The organism is Caulobacter sp. CCNWLW153 (genome assembly GCF_036889365.1).
Lineage (GTDB): Bacteria > Pseudomonadota > Alphaproteobacteria > Caulobacterales > Caulobacteraceae > Caulobacter > Caulobacter radicis.
Map to the genome: position 1 here is coordinate 697,826 of NZ_JBAKFV010000001.1, position 20,845 is coordinate 718,670.

General features: G+C 70.0%; 13 protein-coding genes and 1 pseudogene. 8 read left to right on the forward strand and 6 right to left on the reverse strand.

Annotation, left to right across the window (positions count from 1 at the left end; all coding sequences use genetic code 11):
* Positions 1 to 119: 119 nt before the first annotated feature.
* Entirely contained in the window at positions 120 to 2,138 is a 2,019-nt protein-coding gene (locus V6S85_RS03160; RefSeq protein WP_334348021.1) for an alpha/beta hydrolase family protein, read from the forward strand.
* Between the two features lie 64 nt (positions 2,139 to 2,202).
* On the opposite strand, the gene V6S85_RS03165 is transcribed toward V6S85_RS03160, so the two are convergent.
* A complete protein-coding gene (locus V6S85_RS03165; protein WP_116565884.1) occupies positions 2,203 to 3,546 on the reverse strand; it encodes a M20/M25/M40 family metallo-hydrolase in 1,344 nt (447 codons plus the stop codon).
* Between the two features lie 29 nt (positions 3,547 to 3,575).
* Entirely contained in the window at positions 3,576 to 5,861 is a 2,286-nt protein-coding gene (locus tag V6S85_RS03170; protein ID WP_334348022.1) for a TonB-dependent receptor, read from the reverse strand.
* A gap of 246 nt (positions 5,862 to 6,107) precedes the next feature.
* On the opposite strand from V6S85_RS03170, the gene V6S85_RS03175 reads away from it, so the two are divergent.
* Genes V6S85_RS03175 through V6S85_RS03185 form a run of 3 tightly spaced genes read left to right on the forward strand, consistent with a single transcriptional unit; the run spans position 6,108 to position 10,208 of the window.
* On the forward strand, positions 6,108 to 6,647 hold the full coding sequence (locus V6S85_RS03175) for an RNA polymerase sigma factor (protein WP_116565886.1): 540 nt from the start codon (positions 6,108 to 6,110) through the stop codon (positions 6,645 to 6,647).
* Complete coding sequence (locus V6S85_RS03180) at positions 6,644 to 7,657, forward strand: FecR family protein (protein WP_334348023.1); 1,014 nt, start codon at positions 6,644 to 6,646, stop codon at positions 7,655 to 7,657. Before V6S85_RS03175 ends, V6S85_RS03180 begins: the two co-directional genes overlap by 4 nt.
* Positions 7,641 to 10,208, forward strand: coding sequence for a TonB-dependent receptor (locus V6S85_RS03185; protein WP_334348024.1), 2,568 nt, complete (start codon positions 7,641 to 7,643; stop codon positions 10,206 to 10,208). The genes V6S85_RS03180 and V6S85_RS03185 overlap by 17 nt, the downstream gene beginning before the upstream one ends.
* Before the next feature lie 8 nt (positions 10,209 to 10,216).
* Here the strand turns inward: V6S85_RS03185 and V6S85_RS03190 are convergent, their stop codons facing one another.
* The 3 genes from V6S85_RS03190 to V6S85_RS03200 are packed head-to-tail and all read right to left on the reverse strand — an operon-like array spanning position 10,217 to position 12,403.
* On the reverse strand, positions 10,217 to 10,534 hold the full coding sequence (locus V6S85_RS03190) for a DUF3325 domain-containing protein (protein ID WP_334348025.1): 318 nt from the start codon (positions 10,532 to 10,534) through the stop codon (positions 10,217 to 10,219).
* Positions 10,524 to 12,152 carry a PepSY-associated TM helix domain-containing protein gene (locus V6S85_RS03195; RefSeq protein ID WP_334348026.1) on the reverse strand — a complete coding sequence of 543 codons (1,629 nt, stop codon included), beginning with the start codon at positions 12,150 to 12,152 and terminating at the stop codon, positions 10,524 to 10,526. The genes V6S85_RS03190 and V6S85_RS03195 overlap by 11 nt, the downstream gene beginning before the upstream one ends.
* Positions 12,149 to 12,403 carry a hypothetical protein gene (locus V6S85_RS03200; RefSeq protein ID WP_334348027.1) on the reverse strand — a complete coding sequence of 85 codons (255 nt, stop codon included), beginning with the start codon at positions 12,401 to 12,403 and terminating at the stop codon, positions 12,149 to 12,151. Before V6S85_RS03200 ends, V6S85_RS03195 begins: the two co-directional genes overlap by 4 nt.
* 211 nt (positions 12,404 to 12,614) lie before the next feature.
* Here V6S85_RS03200 and V6S85_RS03205 point away from each other — a divergent pair, with 211 nt between their 5' ends.
* The 4 genes and pseudogenes from V6S85_RS03205 (at position 12,615) to V6S85_RS03220 (ending at position 19,524) form a co-directional block, all read left to right on the forward strand.
* On the forward strand, positions 12,615 to 14,879 hold the full coding sequence (locus V6S85_RS03205) for a TonB-dependent siderophore receptor (RefSeq protein ID WP_334348028.1): 2,265 nt from the start codon (positions 12,615 to 12,617) through the stop codon (positions 14,877 to 14,879).
* Positions 14,880 to 15,239: 360 nt separating this feature from the next.
* Positions 15,240 to 17,810 (forward strand): annotated as a pseudogene (locus tag V6S85_RS03210) (TonB-dependent receptor); the annotation flags it as partial.
* A gap of 53 nt (positions 17,811 to 17,863) precedes the next feature.
* Positions 17,864 to 18,634, forward strand: coding sequence for a hypothetical protein (locus V6S85_RS03215; RefSeq protein WP_442885639.1), 771 nt, complete (start codon positions 17,864 to 17,866; stop codon positions 18,632 to 18,634).
* Between the two features lie 113 nt (positions 18,635 to 18,747).
* Positions 18,748 to 19,524, forward strand: a complete 777-nt coding sequence (locus V6S85_RS03220; RefSeq protein WP_334348030.1) for an IclR family transcriptional regulator — start codon at positions 18,748 to 18,750, stop codon at positions 19,522 to 19,524.
* 8 nt (positions 19,525 to 19,532) lie between these two features.
* Here the strand turns inward: V6S85_RS03220 and V6S85_RS03225 are convergent, their stop codons facing one another.
* Positions 19,533 to 20,723: an NAD(P)/FAD-dependent oxidoreductase gene (locus V6S85_RS03225; protein ID WP_334348031.1), complete on the reverse strand. Its 1,191-nt coding sequence runs from the start codon at positions 20,721 to 20,723 to the stop codon at positions 19,533 to 19,535.
* Between the last annotated feature and the right edge of the window lie 122 nt (positions 20,724 to 20,845).

Here is a 20,845-nt window from a genome sequence, read left to right on the forward strand (position 1 = left end):
ACGGCGTTTGGGGGTGATCCGCGCCTACACGGCGCGCCTTGCCGCCCGGCGCTTTACGAAAAGCATCGCGCGTGTGTTGCTCGCTAAGGGCGAGTCGCAAGCCAGAGTGGGGTGTCTGAGTGAAGTCGAAGAGCAGTTTCGCCCTGTCGGCCGCAGCGGCCGTGTTGGGCATGTGCCTGATCGCCGGCCAGGCGCAGGCGAGGGCGACCAATCCGGGCGCGCCATCGGCCAGGGAACTGACCCGCCTTCCGGGTCTGAGCGACGTCGTGATCTCGCCGGACGGCAAGCGCATCGCCGCGCTGATCTCGGCCGATGGCGACGAACAGGTCATCGGCGTGTGGGAGACCGAGCATATCGATCGCCCGCCGAACCTGCTCAGTTCCAAGCACATGGTCTTCAAGGGCGTGGAGTTCATCAAGAACGACCGCCTGGCCGTCGTCGTCCAGCAGCTCTACACCGTGGGCAGCTACAAGGGGCACCTGGGCAAGCTGTTAATCACCGACCTGAAGGGCGAGAAATGGGCCCCGGCGCTGCCGGAAAGCCGTTCACGCTCGGAGGCCGAGGACTTCGAGAAGGCGACGAACAACCCGCGGATCCTCGACACCCTGCCGCATGATCCGCGCAAGATCCTGGTCATCGACGACAACGGCGACGTCTACAGGGCCGACGTCTACAGCGGCGCGGCCGAGCGGATCGAGCGCGGTTCGGAGCGCTTCGGCGACCTGCAGACCGACGCCAAGGGCGAGATCCGCGCCAAGTCCGAGATCGACTTCCAGGACGGCAAGGCCTTCTACGCGCAGTGGATCAAGAACCCGGCCACCGGCCAGTTCGAGGAACACTTCCGCTCGTTCCTGAAGGATCGCAACGTGTTCGGGATCGTCGGCTTCTCGCCTGATCCCAACATCGTCTACGTGCAGGGCGTGCGGGCCGGCGACAAGGCCGGCATCTACGAATACGACATCCGCACCAAGGCCTTCCTGGAGCCGGCCTTCGAGCACAAGATGTTCGACGCCGAAGGGGTCCTGGAGGACAGCGACGGCAACCTGCTGGGCTTCCGCTACAACGACGCCGCCGGCAGCGTCTACTGGACCGATCCGCAGCTGGCGGCGATGACCAAGGGCCTGCGGAGCGCCTTGTCGATCAAGCTGGCGCCGATGGACTGGGTCGATCCGGGCTCGGGCCAGAAGGCCAGGATCAACGTCGCCGAAGGCGTCGACGTATCGGTTCAGGCCTGGTCGCAGAAGCGCGACTACGCCGTCGTCCTGAAGTCGGGGCCCAAGGATCCGGGCGAGTACTACCTGCTCACCAAGGACGGCAAGCTCAGCCTGCTGGGCAAGGCCCGCCCCTGGATCAAGCCCGAGACGCTGGGCGACACGCGACTGGTGCAGTACGCCGCCCGCGACGGCCTGATGATCCCGGCCTTCCTGACCACCCCGCCGGCCGCGTTCGGCAAGGGGCCGTTCCCGACCATCGTCATGCCTCACGGCGGGCCCTGGGCGCGCGACCACCTCGGCTGGGACGTCGCCGGCTGGGTGCAGTACTTCGCCTCGCGCGGCTACGCCGTCCTGCAACCCCAGTTCCGCGGCTCGGAAGGATGGGGCCGCAAGCTCTGGACCGCCGGCGACAACGAGTGGGGCCAGAAGATGCAGGACGACAAGGACGACGGCGCCAAGTGGCTGATGGACCAGAAGGTCGCCGATCCCAACCGGACGGTGATGTTCGGCTATTCCTACGGCGGCTATTCGGCCCTGGCGGCCACCATCCGTCCGAACGGCCTCTATCAATGCGCCGTCTCGGGCGCGGGCGGCAGCCTGGCCGACATGAAGAAGGTCACCGCGGAGAGCCGGATGATGCGCGAGTACCAGCGCCCGTTCGTCGGCGGCCTGGACGCCATCCAGAAGGCCGGCGAGGCCAAGATCCCGGTCTTCCTGTACCACGGCGACCGCGACACCAATGTCGACATCAAGGACTCGCGCCGCTTCATCGCGGGGCTGAAGGCGGCGAACAAGCCGTACAAGTGGCTGGAGATCAAGGACATGGGCCACGGCTACGTGACCATGACCCCCGCCATGATGGAGACCCAGCTGGTGGAGATCGAGAAGTTCTTCCAGAACGAGTGCAAGCCCGGCGGCCTTTGAGCCGGGGTTGCTAAGCGATGGGAAAGAGGGCGCTCATCGCGCCCTCTTTCTTGTTTCCGGGCCTCTACTTGGCGCCGGCGACCATCAGGATCTGCGCCATGGTGGTGGCGATGCTCTCGACGTCGCGGTCCTTGTTGACCTCCATGCCTTCCTCCAGCGAGTGGCCGCGGAAGGTCACGAAGCCGGCGCCCAGCGTGACGGCCGGCTTGCCCAGGCTCATGGGGATGTTGGCGTCGGTCGAGCCGGCTACGTAGCCCATGGGCTTGCCCAGAGCGTCGCCGACGGCGGCCAACTGCTGCACGAACGGCGAGGTGGCCGGGGTCTCGCCCACCGGGCGGTCGCCGACCATCTTGTTATCCAGGCTGATCACGCCGCGCTTGGTCGAGCGGGCGGCGTTCTCGGCCTCGACGGCCTTGGGCAGGATGGCGAGGTAGGCGTCCTCGACGGCCTTCAGCTCGGCCTTGCCCGACGATCGCATGTCCACGGTCATCGACACCGCGAACGGGATCGAGTTGACCGAGGTGCCGCCCTCAAGCAGGCCTATGTTGTAGACCGTGCGCGGGTCGCCGGGGACCTTCAGCTCGCCGAACTGGCGGGCGGCGTCGGCCAGGGCGAAGGCCGGGTTGACCGTGCCGAAGTCGCCCATGCTGTGGCCGCCCGGACCCTTGAAGGTGGTCTTGTAGCGCTTGGAGCCGACGCCGCCGTTGACGATCACGGTGGGGCCGCTGGGCTCCAGCGAGATGAAGGCGTCGATCTTGTCCTTGTACTTGCCCTTGAAGAACAGCTCCTTCATGCCGCGCAGGTCGCCGGGGCCTTCCTCGCCCACGTCGCCGACGAACAGGATGTCGCTCTTGGTCTGGATGCCGGCGGCGTTGATGGCCCGCAGGATGGCCAGGATGGAGCCCAGGCCCACGGTGTCGTCGCCGATGCCGGGGGCGTAGAGCTTGTCGCCCTCGCGGCGCACCTTCACGTCGGTGCTGGCCGGGAACACGGTGTCGAGGTGGGCGGCCACTACCAGCAGGCCGCCGCCGCCCGCGCCCTTGCGCAGGCCCATGACGTTGCCGGCCGCGTCGGTCTCCAGGTCGGTCAGGCCTTCCTTGGCGAGCATGGCGAGGTAGGCCTTGCCCTTCTCGGCCTCGCCGAACGGCGGGGCCGGGATCTCGGTCAGGGTGACGATGTCCTCGACCGTCTGCTCGTAGCCGGCCGCCAGCGTGGCCTTGGCCGCCTTGAAGGCCTTGGACGCCATCAAGGCCTTGGCCTGCTTGGTGTAGGGCGAAGTCGGTTGCGGCGGGCGCACGTTGCCGAAGTCGACCTGGGCGGCGGGCTTGGCGGCCTCCTGGGCCAGGGCGGGCGCGGCGACGGCGCAGAGGAGGGCGGCGAGAGCCGCCGAAGCGATGCGGGTTTTCATGCGATGATCTCTGTACTGAATGAGCGGGATCAGAAAGTGCGGCGGACCATGACGCCCAGGGTGCGCGGCGTCAGGCTGACCACCTGGTCCAGGGCGCCGGCGGCCGAGGTGATCGAGACCGGACCCATCGAGTTGGTCAGGTTCTGGGCGAAGGCATAGGCGCCCCAGCCCTCGCCCTCGACGCCCACGCGCGCGCCGACGACCGCGTAGGACGGCACCTTCTCGTAGTAGACGAAGGTCGGGCGGAACTGCGAGGCGGTCTTGCCGGTGTAGCTGGCGTCCAGGTGGACGAGGCCGTTGAGGCCGTCGCCGATCGGCCAGGTGTAGTCGGCGTTCACCGAGCCGCTGAACTTCGGCACGAACGGCAGGCGGTCGCCGGCCAGGCCCGTCGAGCCCGACACCGTCACCGACGAGTTGGTCATGTCCTCGGTCAGCTTGGCGTCGGAGACGCCGATGGCGCTGCTCAGGGTCAGGCCGGTCATCGGCCGCAGGGTGGTCTCCAGCTCGAAGCCACGGATGCGGGCCGCGCCGGCGTTGGTGATGATGAAGAAGTTCGCGCCGACATTCGCCTGGGCCTGGACCTGGATGTTGTCCCAGTCGATCTGGTAGGCCGACAGGTTCACGGTCAGGCGCCGGTCGAACCAATCGCTCTTAACGCCAGCCTCGTAGTTCCACAGGCTGTCGGGCGCGAACGCCACCAGGCCCGTGGTCAAGCCCGGGATGTTGTTGGCGCCGCCGGGGCGGAAGCCCTTCGAGGCCTGGGCGTAGACCATCAGCGACTTGCTGACCTCGTAGTTGACGTTGACGCGCTGGACCCAGCCCTTGGCGCTGGCGTCGACCTGGCTGAAGGCGGTGACCGGCGAGTTGGAGATGACGTTGCCGATGGTCACGGCGCCCGAGACGGTCTTGTCGTAGTCGAAGCGACGGGCGCCGCCGGTCACCGTCAGGGCGTCGGTGACGTGGTACGAAAGCTCGCCGAAGAAGGCGGTCTGCTTGACGTCGTTGTCGATATAGCGCGCGCCCAGGGCGTCGAACGGCTGGATGGCCATGCCGGTCGTGGCGTCGGCGCGGGTCTGGATGCTGTCGACGTGGTCCTTGCGGGTCTCGTAATAGACGCCGCCGGTCCAATCGAGCTTGTCCTCCAGCAGGCTGCCGCTCGCGCGCAGTTCGTGGGTCCAGGTCTCCAGGCTCATCGGCTGCCACGAGACGGCCGGGCCGCGGGAGTCCGCCCAGGCGGTGTATTGCGACAGCTGGCTGCTCGAGCAGGTCGTGCCCGACAGGCCGAAATAGCGGCCGCAGGCGGCGCTGCTGGTGCGGTTGTTGGCGATGTTGTTGGTCCAGTCGCTGTTCCGCAGCATCTTCCACTTGTAGTACGACGACGTCGCCGTCAGCGTCGCGAAGTCGAGCTCCCATTCGGCGGTGACGTTGTAGAGGGCCAGCTTGGAGTTGCTCTGGGCGATCGTCCTGCGGTCGGACTTGTAGCGGCCGGCGGCGGCCGACCAGCTGGCCTGACCGTCGACTTCCTCGTTCTGCAGGGCCGCCGTGGTGCGGATCGTCAGGTTTTCGGTCGGGGTGTAGGTCAGCATCAGGCGGCCGCCGCTGGCGGTCGAGCCGTTGATGTCCTGCTTGTTCAGCGGAACGCTGTCGACATAGCCGCCGCGCTGTTCGCGATACAGCACCAGGCGCGCGCCCAGCTTGTCCTCGATCAGCGGCACGTTGACCATGCCCTTGCCGTAATAGCCGCCTTCGCCGTTCTTGGTGGTGGTCGCCTGCGCCTCGACCGCGCCGGCATATTCGTTGGTGTCGGCCTTGTTGAAGATCACCCGCAGGGTGCCGCCCATCGAGCCCGAGCCGTACAGCGTGCCTTGCGGGCCGCGCAGCACCTCGACGCGCTCGACGTCGAACAGGTTGATGTCCGGCGTGGTCGAGCCGGCGTCCTGGGTGGTGCCCGTCGGGCCGGTCAGCGGGGTCTCGTCGTAATAGAGGCCGGTGGTCGCCTCGCCGGCGCTGCGCACGCCGCGCAGGGTGATGCGGCGGTTCGACGGCGTGCCGCCGTCCAGCGACAGGTTCGGCACCTGGCGGAAGTAGTCGTTGATGCCCGTGGCGCCGATCCGGCTGAGCTGGGCCTCGCCGACCGCCGAGATGCTGAGCGGGGTGTCCTGCAGGCTGGTCGAGCGCTTCAGGGCGGTGACGATGATCTCGTCGACGGCGGCGTCCGGCGCGTCCTGGGCGTGGGCGCTGGCGGCGGCCAGGGCGGCGAGGGCGCTGGTGGCCAGGGCCGCGCGGCGGAAGGTGCGGAAGGCAGTGCGGTTCAAGTTCATCCCCTTCGTTGAGGACCGGCCAGAAGCTCGGTTCCGGGCCGCAAGACGGGCGAGGGGAGGTCGCCCTTACGACTTTTTTCGCCTCCGGGCGGTCTGGTGCGCGCCTGGTCAAGCTGCGCGCAATTTGGGCGCATGCTGATCAAATGAGCGGCGGCTAGGCCAAAACGCCGGTCTCGGCGCGGTTCGGCCATCGCCTGGCGGCGAAGTTCGAATAGCCCGGCCCCAGAGCGGGAGAACGAGGTGTCCGGACAGTCCGCGTTCAGTCAGGCGGCGATCGCGAAGCTTCGGCCTGGCGGCATCGACGAGGTCGTGCGCCGGCACGAGGGCATGTTGCGTCGCTTCATCGCCCTTCGTATCGGCGGCGGGGCCGATGTCGACGACCTGGTGCACGAGGTCTTCCTGCGCTTCGCCCGCCGTCCGCCCGACGAGGGCGTCGAGCGGCTGGACTCCTATCTCTTCCAGACCGCCGCCAACCTGATCCGTGACCGCGCGCGCCGCCAACAGGTCCGCCGCCTGGCCGCGCCGGAGATCGAGGAAGACGCCGCCGCCCAGGTTCCGGCCACGCCCGAACAGACGCTGATCGATCGGGAGACCCTGACGCAGGTTCGCCAGGCCCTGGCCGACCTGCCCGAGCGGACCCGGCACGTGTTCCTGCTTTACCGGATCGACGGCCTGAGGCATCAGGCCATCGCCGACGCCCTGGGGGTGTCGATCAGCACCGTTGAGAAGGATGTGCGAAGGGCCATGGCCCACCTGACCCGACGGGTTCGCCGTCCATGAGCCCCGTTCCCGCCAATGACGGCCCGGCCGACGTCTACGACGCCGCGGCCGACTGGCATGAGCGCCGGCGCGCCCCGGGCTGGAGCCCCGCCGACGAGGCCGCGCTCACCGCCTGGCTGGAAGCCGACGCCCAGCATGTCGACGCCTATGCCGCCTTGGCCGAGGTCGAGGCGGCGCTCGACGACGCCGTCGCCGCGGGCGGGCTCGATCGCGAACTGGCGCAGGCCCGCGCGGCTTTCGTCCAGGGCAGGGCGCGCAACGCGCGCCGCAACTTCGCGCTGATGGCGGCCGGCCTGTCGGGCGTCGCCGTGCTGGCGGGCCTGGGCGGTTTGGCCTGGATGAACGCGGGCGCCTCCGAACAGAGCTTCGCCGCCGCGCCGGGGCGGCGCAGCGCCGTCGTCCTGGCCGACGGCTCGCGCGTGGTGCTCGATGGCGGGGCGCGGTTGACCGCGCGGATCGACCGGCGCTCGCGCGACATCGCGTTGACCGGCGGCCGCGCCTTCTTCGATGTCGCCCACGATCCGTCGCGCCCGTTCGAGGTCAGCGGCGGCGGCCATGTCGTCCGCGCCTTGGGCACGGCCTTCGAGGTCGACCTGGCGCCGGGCGCGAAGACCTACCAGGTCGCGCTGCTGCGCGGCCGGGTGCGGGTGAGCGGCGAGGGACAGCCGGTCGAACTGGCGCCGGGCCAGGTGCTGGCGGCGGACGGGCAGGGCCGCGAGACGGTCTCTAGCTCCGACGTCGCGGCCGCCACGGCCTGGCGCGACGGGCGGCTGGTGCTGAAGGGCGATGCGCTTTTCGACGCCGCCGCCGAGATCAACCGCCGGGGCGGGCGCCGCATTGTCGTGCGCGGCTCGGCCAAGGACCTCAAGGTCAGCGGCGCCTTCGGCGGCGACGATCCCCTGGCCTTCGCCCGCGCCGTCGCTGTGATTCACGGCCTGACCATCGGCGAGGCCGCCGACGGCTCGATCGTGCTTTCGCCGGCCAAGGACGCCGGTGCGACGGCCGACTAGCCGCGCGGCGCCGGCCCTGGCGGCCTTGGCGCTGCTGGCTCAGGCCCCGGCCGCGCTGGCGGCTCCCCTTCGTTTCGACGTTCCAGCCGGGCCGCTGGAAGCCGCGCTGCAGGCCTATGCCGCGCAGACCGGGGTCGACCTGCTGTTCGCGCCCCAGGCCGTGGCCGGGCTGCGCTCGCCCGGCGGCCGCGCGGTGTCCGAGCCCGAGGACGCCCTCAAGCGCCTTCTGCGGGGCAGCGGCCTGACCGCGCGCCGTATCGGCCCCCGCGCCTTCGCCCTGACGCCCGCCGCGCCGTCGGTGAAAGCCGCCGCCCCGTCCGAAAGGCGTCAGCCGGCCCCCCGGCCGGAAGCCGGCGAGCCGCTGGACGCCGTGCTCGTCCAGGCCCGCCGCCGGGACGAGCGGCTGATCGACGTGCCAGCCTCGGTCGCGTCGGTGTCAGCCGCCGATCTCGACCGCCTCGGCGGCGACGGGGCGCTGGCGCTGAGGCAGGCGGCGCTGGGCCTGACCGCCGCGGGCCAGGTCTCGGTCGAGACCCCGACCCTGGTCATCCGCGGCCAGCGTCGGGCCACGGCCGGCGACTCCGCTCTGTCGGTGATCACCTATGTCAACGAGGCGCCGTTGCCCAACAACGGCTCGATCCTGCCCTCGTTCGACCTGTCGGAGGTGCAGGTCCTGCGGGGCCCGCAGGGCGTGCTGTTCGGCCGCAACACCACCGGCGGCGCGCTGCTGATCCATACCAACGAGCCGGGACGCGACGCCTATGTCCGCGCCGCGACGGGCTCCAGCCGACTGCGCGAAGTCGAGGCGGCGGCCGACCTGACCGGGGCCGGCGCGCCCGTGGCGGTGCGTCTGGCCGCCTACGGCCTCAAGCGCGACGGCCTGGTCGAGAACCTCGGCGCCGGCGGCGACCTCGACGACCGCGACCAGGCCGCCGTGCGCCTCTCGCTGGCCTGGAAGCCGGACGGGCCGCTGTCGGCCATGCTGGTGCTGGACGGCTTTCGGGCCTGGGAGACCGGCAGCGCCGCCATCCTGTCGGGCAGCTATCCCAATCCGCCGGACGTCACCGGCGGCGGCAACGGCCGCACGCCCCAGGCCGCGCCCTATTTCGACTGCGGCGTGGTCGGCTGCGACATCGACATCGCTCTCTCCCGGCAGAGGGCGCGCGGGACCCGCGCCACCGACATCGATCTGCCCCCGCGCTCGGACCGCCGCAACGATGGGGCGACCCTGCGGCTGGACTGGCGCGAGGGAGGGCTGAACCTGCGCTCGGTCACGGCCTACCGACGCAGCGTGCTCGACAGCGCCCTCGACAGCGACGGCTCCCCGCTGCCGCTCAACCAGATCGTCCGCCACATCGACCTTGGCCAGTTCACCCAGGAGGTGCGGGCCAGTGGAACGGGCCGGGACGGCGCCTGGCAGGCGGGCCTGTTCTACATGTCGACCGCGCCCGTCGGCGTGCAGCGCACCCTGTGGGCCAGCGTGGTCACGCCCTCCAACCCGGCCCGCGTCGAGTTCCAGTACCGGCGTGGCGAGAGCCTGGCCGGCTTCCTCGACGCCACGCGGCGCCTGGGGGCGGGCTTCGAGCTGGAGGCCGGCCTGCGCTACACCCGCGACGTCTCCAGCGCCTGCCAGGTGCGGGTGGCCGCGCCGGCCGTCGACATCTCCGAGGCCGCCTGCGGCGAGGCCGGCCGCGCCCAGTCCTCGGCCCCGACCTGGACCCTGGGCCTGACCTGGCGCGGAGAGCGAAACCTGACCCTCTACGCCGTCACCCGTCGGGGCTATCGCGCAGGCGGCGTCAACGCGCCGAACTTCGGGCCGTTGCTGGAGGCCTATCAGGTCTATGCGCCCGAAAGCCTGACCGACATCGAGCTTGGCCTCAAATGGGCCGGCGGCGCGGGCGACTGGCGCCATCGCGTCGACGCGGCCCTGTTCCGGGGCTGGTCGCGCGACATCCAGCGGGCCCTGTTTCCGGCTGAGAACTTCGATGGCGACGGGATCGCCGCCAACGACCCGCCCAACCTGATCATCAACGCCGGCTCGGCCACGATCAGCGGCCTGGAGCTGGGCTGGCGCGGCCAGTGGACGCAGCGCCTGACGCTGTCGGCCTCGGCGACACTGACGCAGGCGCGGTTCACCGCCCTGACCGTGCCGGTCCTGCTGGCGGGCCTGACGCCGACCGATCCGGACTCGCTGCGGTTTTCCTATTCACCGCCCTACACGGCGCGCCTGACGGCCGACTGGCGGCTGGTCGACCATGATCGCCTGGGGCGCTGGACCTTGTGGGGCGACCTCTTCCAGAGCGGGCCGGTGCGCTATGTCGAGCGGGCGCACGACAGCAACGGCATGCAGAAGGCGTTCGGGGTCGCCGGCGCGGGCCTGACCGTCCAGCCGCCCCGCCGCGACGACCTGATCCTGACGCTGGCCGTGCGCAACCTCTTCGACGAAGTCTACGCGGCCGGCGGCGGCGCGATCACGCCGGCGGTGACAGCCACCTCGATGATCTATGGCGAACCCCGCACGGTCGAGGTCGCCGTCCGGCGAAGGTTCTGATCCGCCGGTCAGAGAAAGGCGAGGAACGGCGCGCAGATCAGGCCGACGCCCGCCAGGGCCGTCGCCGCCTTCGGCCGCCACGACAGCAGCAGCACCAGCAGGGCGGCGGCCACGCACATCTGGCCGATCCAGACCGTGACGCCCAGCGCCGGTCCCAGCCGGAAGACGGCCACGGCGGCCGACAGCGCCAGCAGGCACCATCCCAGGACGCGCAGCACCCGTTCCGACGGCAGGACCAGCGGTTCCAGCCCCGACCGGTGCTTCTTCATGGCCAGGGCCAGGCAGGTGAACGCCGCGAAGCTGACCAGGCCGCTCTCATAGGGCATCGACGCTCTCCTTGACCGGCGCCGGCCTGGGGCTGGCCGTCGCGGGCGCGCGGACGGACGCCTTCCGCTTGGGCGGCTGCGGCTTGCGCGAGGCCTTGAAGGCGGCCAGGCCGCACAGGGCCGCGATGGCCAGCATGGCCAGGTCGAAACCGGCGAACAACCAGTCGCCGGTCCGCAGGCTGGCGATCAGTCCGCGATCGGTGGTCACCGCGTTGACCACGGGCAGGGCGGCGAAGGCCAGCGTCGCCAGGCCCAGGGTCTCGGTCCAGGCCCGCTTGGCCGGGCGCAGCAGCGACACCGCGGCCAGGCCGAACCAGGTCCAGAACATCGCCTTGACCTCCAGCTCCGCGCGGCCGGGCAGGCCGGCGGGGATCAGGCGATTGGCCAGCAGGTAGGCGGCCATGCCGCTGGGCAGGCAGGCGATGGCGCCGATGTTCAGCCGCTCCACCAGCTTCAGCCCGAAGAACGGCGCGGCGTTCGGCTTGCGACGCTTGACCACCCACAGGACGAGGCCCGTCCCGACCATGGCCGCGCCGGTCAGGCCCAGGAAGAAATAGATCCAGCGCAGGGCGGGGCCGGCGAAATGGCCCAGGTGCAGGCCCAGCATGACGCCGGCCGTGGCGATCGCCGGACCGGGCGAGGGCGAGCGCGACAGCTCCTGGCCCGTCGCGCCGGAGAAGGTGATCGAGTCCGGCCGCGCGTTCAGTCGACCGCCGGTGGCGCGCAGCAGGGTGACGGTCGAGGCCGCGTCGCCCGGATTGCGGATGACCACCGTGCGCGGGGCGTCGCCGCTCCAGGTCCGTCCGGCCGCCTCGATCATCGGGCCGACCGGCAGCAGCGGCGCGGGCGTTCCCTTGGCCTTGGCCTCGGCCGGGGCGCCGTAGGCGGCGGCCGTGAAGGCGTCGGGCTTGTCGAAATTGGCCTTCACCGGCCAGGGCATGTACATCGCCACCAGCGTGATCAGGCCGGTGTAGGTGATCATGGCGTGGAAGGGCAGGGCCAGCACCGCCGAGGCGTTGTGCGCGTCCAGCCAGCTGCGCTGGCCCTTGCGCCAGCGCAGGGTGAAGAAGTCCACGAAGATGCGCTTGTGGGTGATTACGCCCGAGATGATCGCCGCCAGCATGAACATCGCGCAGACGCCCGCCAGCCAGCGCCCCCACGGATGCGGCAGCTGGAGCTGGAAGTGGAAGCGATAGAAGTGCTCGCCGCCGCGCGTGTCGCGGGCTTCCAGCGACTGGCCGGTGGCCGGGTCCAGCTTCAGTTCGGGGCGGCGGGCCGGCGGCTTTTCGGGATTGGGCTTGGCGCGGGCGAACACCCGGGTCACGGCCGTGCGGTCGTCGGGCAGGTAGATGAACCACTGCTGGTCGTCTGGCGTGGTCGCCCGCATGTGGTTGATGGCCGCCTGGGCGGCCTGTTCGGCGGGCACCGAGGCCGAGCGCAGCTCCGGCTGCATCCATTGGGTGATCTCGGGCCGGAAGTAGCTGGCCGTGCCGGTCAGGAACATAGCGAACAGGATCCACCCAGCCAGCAGGCCCAGCCACGCATGGATCCAGGCCATCGACTGGCGCAGCGCCCGGACGGGCGGGGCAGGGGCGGGGAAGGTCGGGCGCACGTTCACGCCCGGGCTCCCAGCAGCACCACCGCCGCGCCGGCGACCAGCGCCGAGCCCCAAACCGCGGCGGCCACGATCGCTAGGCGCCGCTCGTGGAAGGCCCACAGTCCAAGGCCCGCGAAGGCCAGGAACGACAGGATCATGCCCCAGGCCGAGGCCTCGGCAGGGGCGATCGGCAGCAGGCGGGCCAGCAGCGAAGCCAGGGCCGCGGCGGCCGCGTAGCCGCCGAACAGGGCGGTGAAGGCGCGGGCGGTCATCCGCGCCACGCCGGGCCATGCGGCCGCCGGTTTCGCTGATCGATCGTTGTTCACGCACCCTCCGAAAGTTGGCTTGCGCCTAACAACTCGTTTCGATAGTTGCAACTCATTATCAGTCTTATCGACAATCTTGACGAGGGTCTTCATGGTCATCCGTTCCAAAGCCGCGCGTGGCGCGAACGCCAACGCAGGGGCCTGGCGAGGGTTGGCCGTGACCGTCGCAGCTGCAGCGGCATTGCAGGGAATCGGGGCGACGACCGCCTGGGCCGAGGACGCCGACAACGACTCCAACACCGTCGAGCGGATCGAAGTGACCGGCCTGAAGGCGCGTCGCGCGGCCGCCGGCACCAAGACCGAGACCGCCCTGATCGAGACGCCGCAGAGCATCACCGTGATCGACGGCGACGAGCTTTCGCGCCGCAACGTGCAGTCCATCAACCAGGCGCTGGGCTTCGTGGCCGGCGTCTCGCCCAACCAGCGCGGCGGCATGGTCACCCGCTATGACCAACTGGTCGTTCGCGGCTTCGCGCCGGGCGTCTTCCTTGACGGCATGCGCCTGATCGCCGGGCCCTATTCGACGCCGCAGATCGACTTCAACCGGATCGACCACATCGACATCGTCAAGGGCCCGGCCTCGGTGCTCTACGGCAACTCCACGCCCGGGGGCCTGGTCAACCTGGCCAGCAAGCTGCCGGAGGAGGGAAGCTTCGGTCGCATCGAGGGCCAGCTCGGAAACTTCGACACCCGCCGCGCGGCGGTGGACGTCAACGCTCCGCTCGACAGCCAGGGCAAGTGGCTGGGCCGCATCCTGGCCGGCTGGCAGAAGGGCGACGGCATGACCGACGGCACCTTCAGCGAGCGCTATCACGTCAGCCCGATGGTGACGTTCGAGCCGACGGCCGACACCAGCCTGACCCTGGTGGGCGCCTACCAGCGCTCGCCCAGCGGCGGCGGCTATTCGGGCGTTCCGGCCTATGGCTCGGTCTTGCCCAACCCGCTTGGCAAGCTGTCGCGCGAGATCAACACCGGCGACCCGGGCTATGAGCGCTACGACCACAAGGCCGGGTCGGTGGCGGCCTTCTTCCGGCACGACTTCAACGAGCACCTGACCTTCCGGTCGAACGCCCGCTTCCAGAACAACAAGCTGTCCTACCGCCAGCTCTATGTGGGCGGCTTCGCCACGACGGGCGTCGGCGCGGCCCGCAACACCGACTATTCGACGATCATCCGGGGCGGCGGCGGCGCCGACGAGGACTTCGACACCCTGACCCTCGACAACCAGGTCAGCGCCCGCTTCGAGACCGGCGCGGTCAAGCACCAGGTGCTGGCCGGCTTCGACTACCAGAAGATCACCGGCGAGAACTTCCAGCAGTTCAACACCGGCCAGACCAGCAATCCGCTGACCAGCATCCCCAACCTGTCGCTGTTCGCGCCGACCTATGGCGGAACCCTGCCCAGCTTCGACCTGAAGCTCCTGTCGTCGGCCTATGTGAACACCTACAGCCGCCGCGAGCAGAAGGGCCTGTACGCCCAGGACCAGATGACCATCGGCCGGCTGCAACTGATCGCCAGCGGCCGCTACGACTGGTACGAGCAGGTCACCGACAACAAGAAGAACAACACCTCCAGCACGCTGGAGCAGAACGCCTTCACCATGCGGCTGGGCGGTCTCTATGACCTGGGCGCGGGCCTGGCGTCCTATGTCAGCTATTCGGAATCCTTCGAGCCGCAGGCCGGCACGACCTGGCAGGGCGAGGCCTTCGTGCCCGTCACCGGTCGCCAGCTCGAGGGCGGCCTGAAGTACCAGCCCAAGGGCGCCTCGGCCCTGTTCACCCTGGCGGCCTACCAGCTGGAGCGCCGCAAGGTTCCGGTCGCCGACCCGCAGGGCGGGACAAACGGCATTCCCGCCAACTCGCAGATCCAGATCGGCGAGGTCCGCGTGCGCGGCGTCGAGCTGGAAGGGCGGGGCGAGGTCTCGCGCGGCCTGAACGTGGTGGCCGCGCTCAGCTACACCGACGCGATCATCACCCAGGGCGCGCCGGCCGTGGCGGCCACCGCCACCAATAGCGGCACGCCGACCACGACGGGCACCCGCCAGCTGGGCGTGCCGGAGTGGGGCGCCTCGACCTTCGTCTCCTATGACCTGGGCCGCGCCGGCCGGGCCACGGGGCCGGCGGCGGGCCTTCGCCTGGGCGGCGGCCTGCGCTATGTCGGCGGCTCGGACGGCACGACGACCTATGCGGTGATCAACAACGTCACCACCTTCCAGCGCTTCCACACCAACGGCTTCATCCTGGTCGACGCTCTGGTCGGCTACGACCTGGGCGCGGCGAAGGCCGAGCTGAAGGGCTGGGAAGCGGCGCTGAACGCGGCCAACCTGTTCGACAAGCGCCACGTCTCGGCCTGTCCGTTCAACAACAGCTGCTACTTCGGTTCCGCCCGGACGGTGACGGCGACCCTGCGCTACAGCTGGTGAAGCGGCGCGAGGGCCGGCGTTGGCCGGCCCTCGCTGACCGTCGGAGGCGCGATTCCCGCGCGCATCCCTTGAGCGTTATTCCCTCGAAGGCGCGAATAGGTTGCGCCTCGATTGGCGGGATATCTGGTCACGGCAAAAAATGGGCCGAGGCCGCGATAGGCGGGCGCCGGCCTTTTCGCCGTCATGTGACCCTTACGGAAAGCGGTTTCCAAGCGACCTGGGCGTGCGTCGTCATCGCACTGTCGTCTTTCGTGTTGCCGCCTGACATCCAAATGTAGCGCCCCTGTCACGGCGTCGCCCTAAGCGCCCCTCGCGTTTGCCAGAGGGGTCCACATGTCCAAGCCGTTCGCCGCCAGCCGCCTGATCGCCGGCCTGCTCGCCACCAGCGCCCTGTCGGCGCCGCTGCTCGCCCACGCCGCCGAGGACGAGGCGCCCAACGCCGTCGAGGAGGTGATCGTCACCGGCCAGCGCGAGGCCCAGCGCGCCGCCATCGCCGTCAAGCGCGACGCCTTCGTGGTGTCCGACGTCGTCTCGGCCGACGACATCGGCAAGCTGCCCGACCACAACACCGCCGCCGCCCTGCGCCGCATCCCCGGCATTTCGGTGATGGAAGACCAGGGCGAGCCGCGCTTCCCGGTCATCCGCGGCCTGCGCTCGACCTACAACCGCACCACCATCGACGGCGCCCTGGTGGCCTCGGTCGACGAGAGCGGCCGCACCGTGCCGATGGACATCGTGCCCTCGGTGATGGCCGGCCGCCTGGAAGTCATCAAGACCGTGACGCCCGAGAACGACGGCAACGCCATCGGCGGCGTCATCAACGTCACCACCCGCAGCGCCTTCGACGCCGGCCGGCCGTTCTTCAACGGCATGGCTTCATACGGCAGCTACGAGCGCCACGGCGACGTGCGCAACGACAAGCCGTCCTACCGGCTGGCCTTCGCCGCCGGCCGCACCTTCGGTTCGGAAGACCAGTGGGGCGTGGTCATCGGCGCCTCGCACGAGCAGCTCGACTACGACATCCCGCAGGTCGAGGCCGCCGATCCCAGCGTGCGCGAATACACCGCCGCCGGCGCGCCGGTGCTGTCGGGCGCCGCAGGCGGCAACGGCATCCAGGTGCCGACCCAGCTGCGCCTGTTCTGGTACAACAACACCAAGCAGCGCAGCGGCGTGAACGGCAAGGTCGAGTACCGCCCGACCGACGACTTCCGCTGGGAGGCCTCGGCCCTGTTCTCGCGCATGGAGGACGACGAGGAGCGCATCGAGTACCGCATCGAGCCGCTCGGCAACGTCGCCAACCAGACCCAGACCAGCGGCAGCTTCGCCCGCGGCCGCGGCATCATCCAGCTGAACCAGCCGATCACCAAGCGCGAGATCGGCATGGCCCGCACGGGCTTCGCCTGGAGCTTCGCCCCGCAGTGGAAGCTGGACGGCGACCTCGTCTATTCGCAGGCCGGCCTGGAGGTGCCCAACCACTCGGTGGAGTTCCGCACCGTCGACGCCCAGGGCGCCAACTACGGCTTCACCTACGATACCTCGAACCCGCTGTTCCCGATCTTCACCTCGACCAACGAGGCGGCGATGCGCAACCCGGCCAACTACGTGCTGCAGCAGCACCGCGACGCCCTGACCAAGACCGATGAGAAGACCAGCCAGGCCCGCTTCAACCTGGCCTTCGACGACGACGGCGCCTGGAAGGCCAAGGCCGGCGGCGTGCTGCGCTCGACCAAGCGCGACTTCACCAGCAGCCAGATCAACTATCGCGCCGGCACGGGCTTCACCTACACCCTGGCCGAGGTTGACACCGCCGGTCCCGACCAGCTGATCGCCGGCCGCTATCGCCTGAACCCGCGCATCGGCGCGGCCGAGGCGATGGCCTTCTTCAAGGCCAACCGCGACCGCTTCACGACCACCGTCACCGCGCCCACCGGCAACTACGGCGTCGACGAGGACATCTACGCCGGCTACGCCCAGGCCAGCTACCAGTTCGGCGACGTCACCCTGCTGGGCGGCCTGCGCTACGAGCACACCAAGGTCTCGTCGAGCGCCATCCGCAACACCGGCGGCGTCCTGACCCCGACCAGCAACGACGGCTCCTACGACAACTGGCTGCCCAGCCTGCACGTGCAGTGGAAGCCGGCCGACAACTGGATCGTCCGCGCCGCCTGGACCAACACCATCGGCCGTCCCGACTACGGCTCGCTGTCCGCCACCGAGACCCTGAACTTCGACGGCAGCCAACCGACCCTGTCGCGCGGCAATCCGGGCCTGAAGGCCCGCGAGAGCAAGGGCCTGGACCTGTCGGTCGAGTTCTATCCGACCGACGGCATGGTCTCGCTGGCCGTGTTCAGCAAGGACATCAAGAACGAGATCTTCACGCTGAGCTCGACCGAGACGCTCGATGTCGGCCGCGGCCCCGAGACCGTGCTGGTGTCGACCCCACGCAACGCCGAGACGGCCAAGATCAACGGCGTCGAGTTCGCCGTGCAGCAGGCCTTCACCTTCCTGCCCGCGCCGTTTGACGGCTTCGGCTTCAACGGCAACGTGACCTGGCTGGACACCGAGTTCACCTTCCTGACCTCGGCCGGTCCGCGCGTCACCGGCCTGTTCCAGCAGCCGGAGATCACCACCAACGAGTCGATCTACTATCAGCGCGGCCCGTTCGAGGCCCGGATCTCGCACAACTACATCGGCGGCCAGCTGGAGACGATCAACGACGCCAACCCCAATTCCGACCAGTATTGGAAGGGTCGCCACGTGTTCGACGCCAGCCTGTCGTGGCGCTTCGCCGACCACTACACCGTGTTCGTCGAGGGCCAGAACCTCTCCAACACCGGTCGCCAGGAAGTCACCGGCCCGGGCCGCGGCTACCTGCAGGAGTGGGCCAATTACGGCCGCACCTACTGGGTCGGCGCGGCGGTCAGCTTCTAGGATAGCGACAAGGGAGACCGATCATGATCCTGGAACTCATCGCGGCCCTGGCCATGCAGGCGGAGGCTCCCGCGGCCTCTCCGACGTCGACGCGCAAGGCCGAAACCGTCCGCCGCTACGACGCGGGGGCCAGCCAGGGCGCGGCCGCCGGCCCGAACGACGTCTATTCCGTCAGCAACTGGCGCATCGTCCGCTTCGACAAGAAGACCGGCGAGAAGCGCGGCGAGTGGACCGGCGACAAGGCCCGCTTCCCGCACATCAATTCGTGCGCGGTGATCGCCAGGGAGCTGGTCTGCGCCAGCTCCAACTTCCCCGCCACGCCGCAGGTCAGCACGGTCGAGGTCTTCGATCCCATGACCCTGGCCCACAAGCGCAGCATCTCGCTGGGCCTGGGCACGGGCTCGGTCACCTGGGTCGACCGCCACGACGGCGCCTGGTGGGCGATGTTCGCCAACTACGACGCCAAGGGCGGCGAGCCACCGCGCGACCACCGCCACACCACGCTGGTGAAGTTCGACGACCAGTGGCGGCGGACGGAGGCCTGGGCGCTTCCCACGAGCGTGCTGGAGCGCATCAAGCCGATGAGCATCTCCGGCGGCGGCTGGGGCCCGGACGGCCGCCTCTATCTCAGCGGCCACGACCTGCCCGAGCTCTATGTCATGCAACTGCCGATGGGCGGCGGGGTGCTCGACCATCTCGACACCATCGGCATGGAGGCCGAGGGCCAGGCCATCGACTGGGACGAAAGCGACAAGGGCATGCTCTACGGCATCACCCGTCGTTCGCGCGAGGTTCTGGCCATGCGCGTCCCGCTGGCCAAGTAGCTTCTGCGAGCGTTTCGCATCTGTGAACACCTAAGGAGCCCCGACGCCTTGCGAGTCGGGGCTCCGGCGTTTCATCATCGGGTTCAATCGCTTCCCAGCGCAGGACCCAGCCAGTGACCGAGTCGGATTCCAAGCAGCGTTCAGGCATCCAGTCGGTCGGCATCGGCCTGCGGGTGCTGGACGTGCTGGCGACCCTGGATGGGCCCGCCGCCCTGGGTGTGATCGCCCAGGCCTCGGACCTTTCGGCCTCGCAGGCCCACCGCTATCTCGCCAGCCTGGTGGCCTCGGGCATGGCCAGGCAGGACGCCGCCACAGGCCGCTACGACCTGGGCCCCGGCGCCCTGCGCCTGGGCCTGGGCGCCCTGGCGCGGGTCGACGCCTTCCGCGAGGCCGACGAGGCCATCACCGCCTTCTCGCGCGAGACCGGCCGCACAGTGCAGATCGCGGCGCTTGGCCCCAGCGGCCCCATCGTCGTGCGCTGGGCCATGGGCTCGCCGCCGGTGGCCACCTCGCTGATGGTCGGCTCGTCCTTGCCGCTGCTGCGCTCGGCCACGGGCCATGTGTTCCTGGCCTTCCGCCCCGACAGCCACACCCGCCACATGGTCGAACGCGAGACGCAGGCCGAGCGCGGCCTGGCGCCGGTCGACGTCGAGGCCTTGCGTCAAAGGGTGCGCCAGACCGGCTATTCGGCCATCAGCGGCTCGCTGATCCCCGGCCTGCGGGCCACGGCGCTGCCGATCTTCGACCTGCAAGGCGAGGCCGTGGTCACCGCCACGGTCCTGGCCACCGACGCCTTCGTGCCCGACCGCGACGACGAGGTCCGCCAGGCCCTGGCCGCCGTCTGCGACCAGGTGACGACCACCATCGGCGGCCGCCGCCCGGTGGTTTGAGGGGCGTCTTAAGCCGCCGCCTTGCGCAGGTCCGTCCCCGGATCCCCCGCCAGCTCCGCCTTCAGCGTCTTGCCGATCAGGCGGCGGGCCGAGGCGAAGTCGCGGGGCTGGTCCAGGCACGCAGCCCCCACCAGCACGCCGTCGCGCAGGTACAGCCGCACGGCCTCGCCCCGCGCCACCACCGTGTCGCCGGCGGCCGGGTCGCCCAGGATCTGCAAGTTGTGGCCGCACTGGGCGGTCCAGAACCACGGGGCGGGTTCGGGCTCGGCCGGCTGGCCCAGGATCGCCAGGGCCGCCGCGCGAGCCGAGCTCTGGGCGTGGGCCCAGGTCTCCATCCGCTGCGGCGCGGCCGCGTCGCCGAACCGGCGCAGGGCCAGATCTCCGATGGCGTAGATGCGATCGTCGCCGATCGAGCGATAGCGATCGTCGACCAGCACGCCCGCGCCCACCGGCAGGCCGGCGGCCTCGGCCAGGCCCGCGCGCGGCGTGATGCCGATGCCCACGACCACGAGGTCGGCCTCCAGCACCCCGCCGTCGTCGAGTCGCAGGCTGAGGGTCTCGTCGTCCGGCTCGATGGCGGCGACGCAGCGGCCGAGGCGAATCTCGACCCCGACCCGCTCATGGGCGGCGGCCAGCCAGTCCGCGGCGTCGCCGGGCACGTTGCGGCCCAGGAGGCGCTGGCCGGCCTCGATGACGATGGCGGTCAAGCCAAGTTCCTGAAGCGTCGAGGCGGTCTCCAGTCCGATCACCCCGCCGCCGATGACCACGGCGCGGCCGCCGGGCTTGGCCGCCGCCGCGATGGCCTTGGCGTCGCCCGTCGTGCGCAGCGGGAAGATCTTCGGGTGAGCGGGGAAGGGCAGCTGGCGGGGCGCGCCGCCGGTGGCCAGGATCAGCTGGTCATAGGGCAGGGCGCTTCCATCCGAGAGCGTCACGGTGCGGCTTTCGCGGTCGATCGAGGCGGCCGCGACTCCTAGCCGCAGGTCGACGCCCAGCTCGCTCCAGCGGGATTCCTCGGCGAGATAGACGGGCGCGGCGTCCTTGCCCGACAGGTACTCCTTGGACAGGCTGGGCCGTTCGTACGGGTGCTCGGCTTCCTCGCCGACCAGCGTGATTGATCCCGAAAAACCCAATTCCCTCAAGGTGATGGCGGCCGCGCCGCCGGCATGTCCGGCGCCGATTACGACGATGCGTTGTTCCATGGCGTGTGCTTCCTCTCGCGTTGCATAATATGCAATGCATTTGACATGGATCAAAACCCACGACAGGGTGAGGGTCAATGGCGACGTGAGATCGCCGCTTCGACCACCGTCTGGGAGCTGCC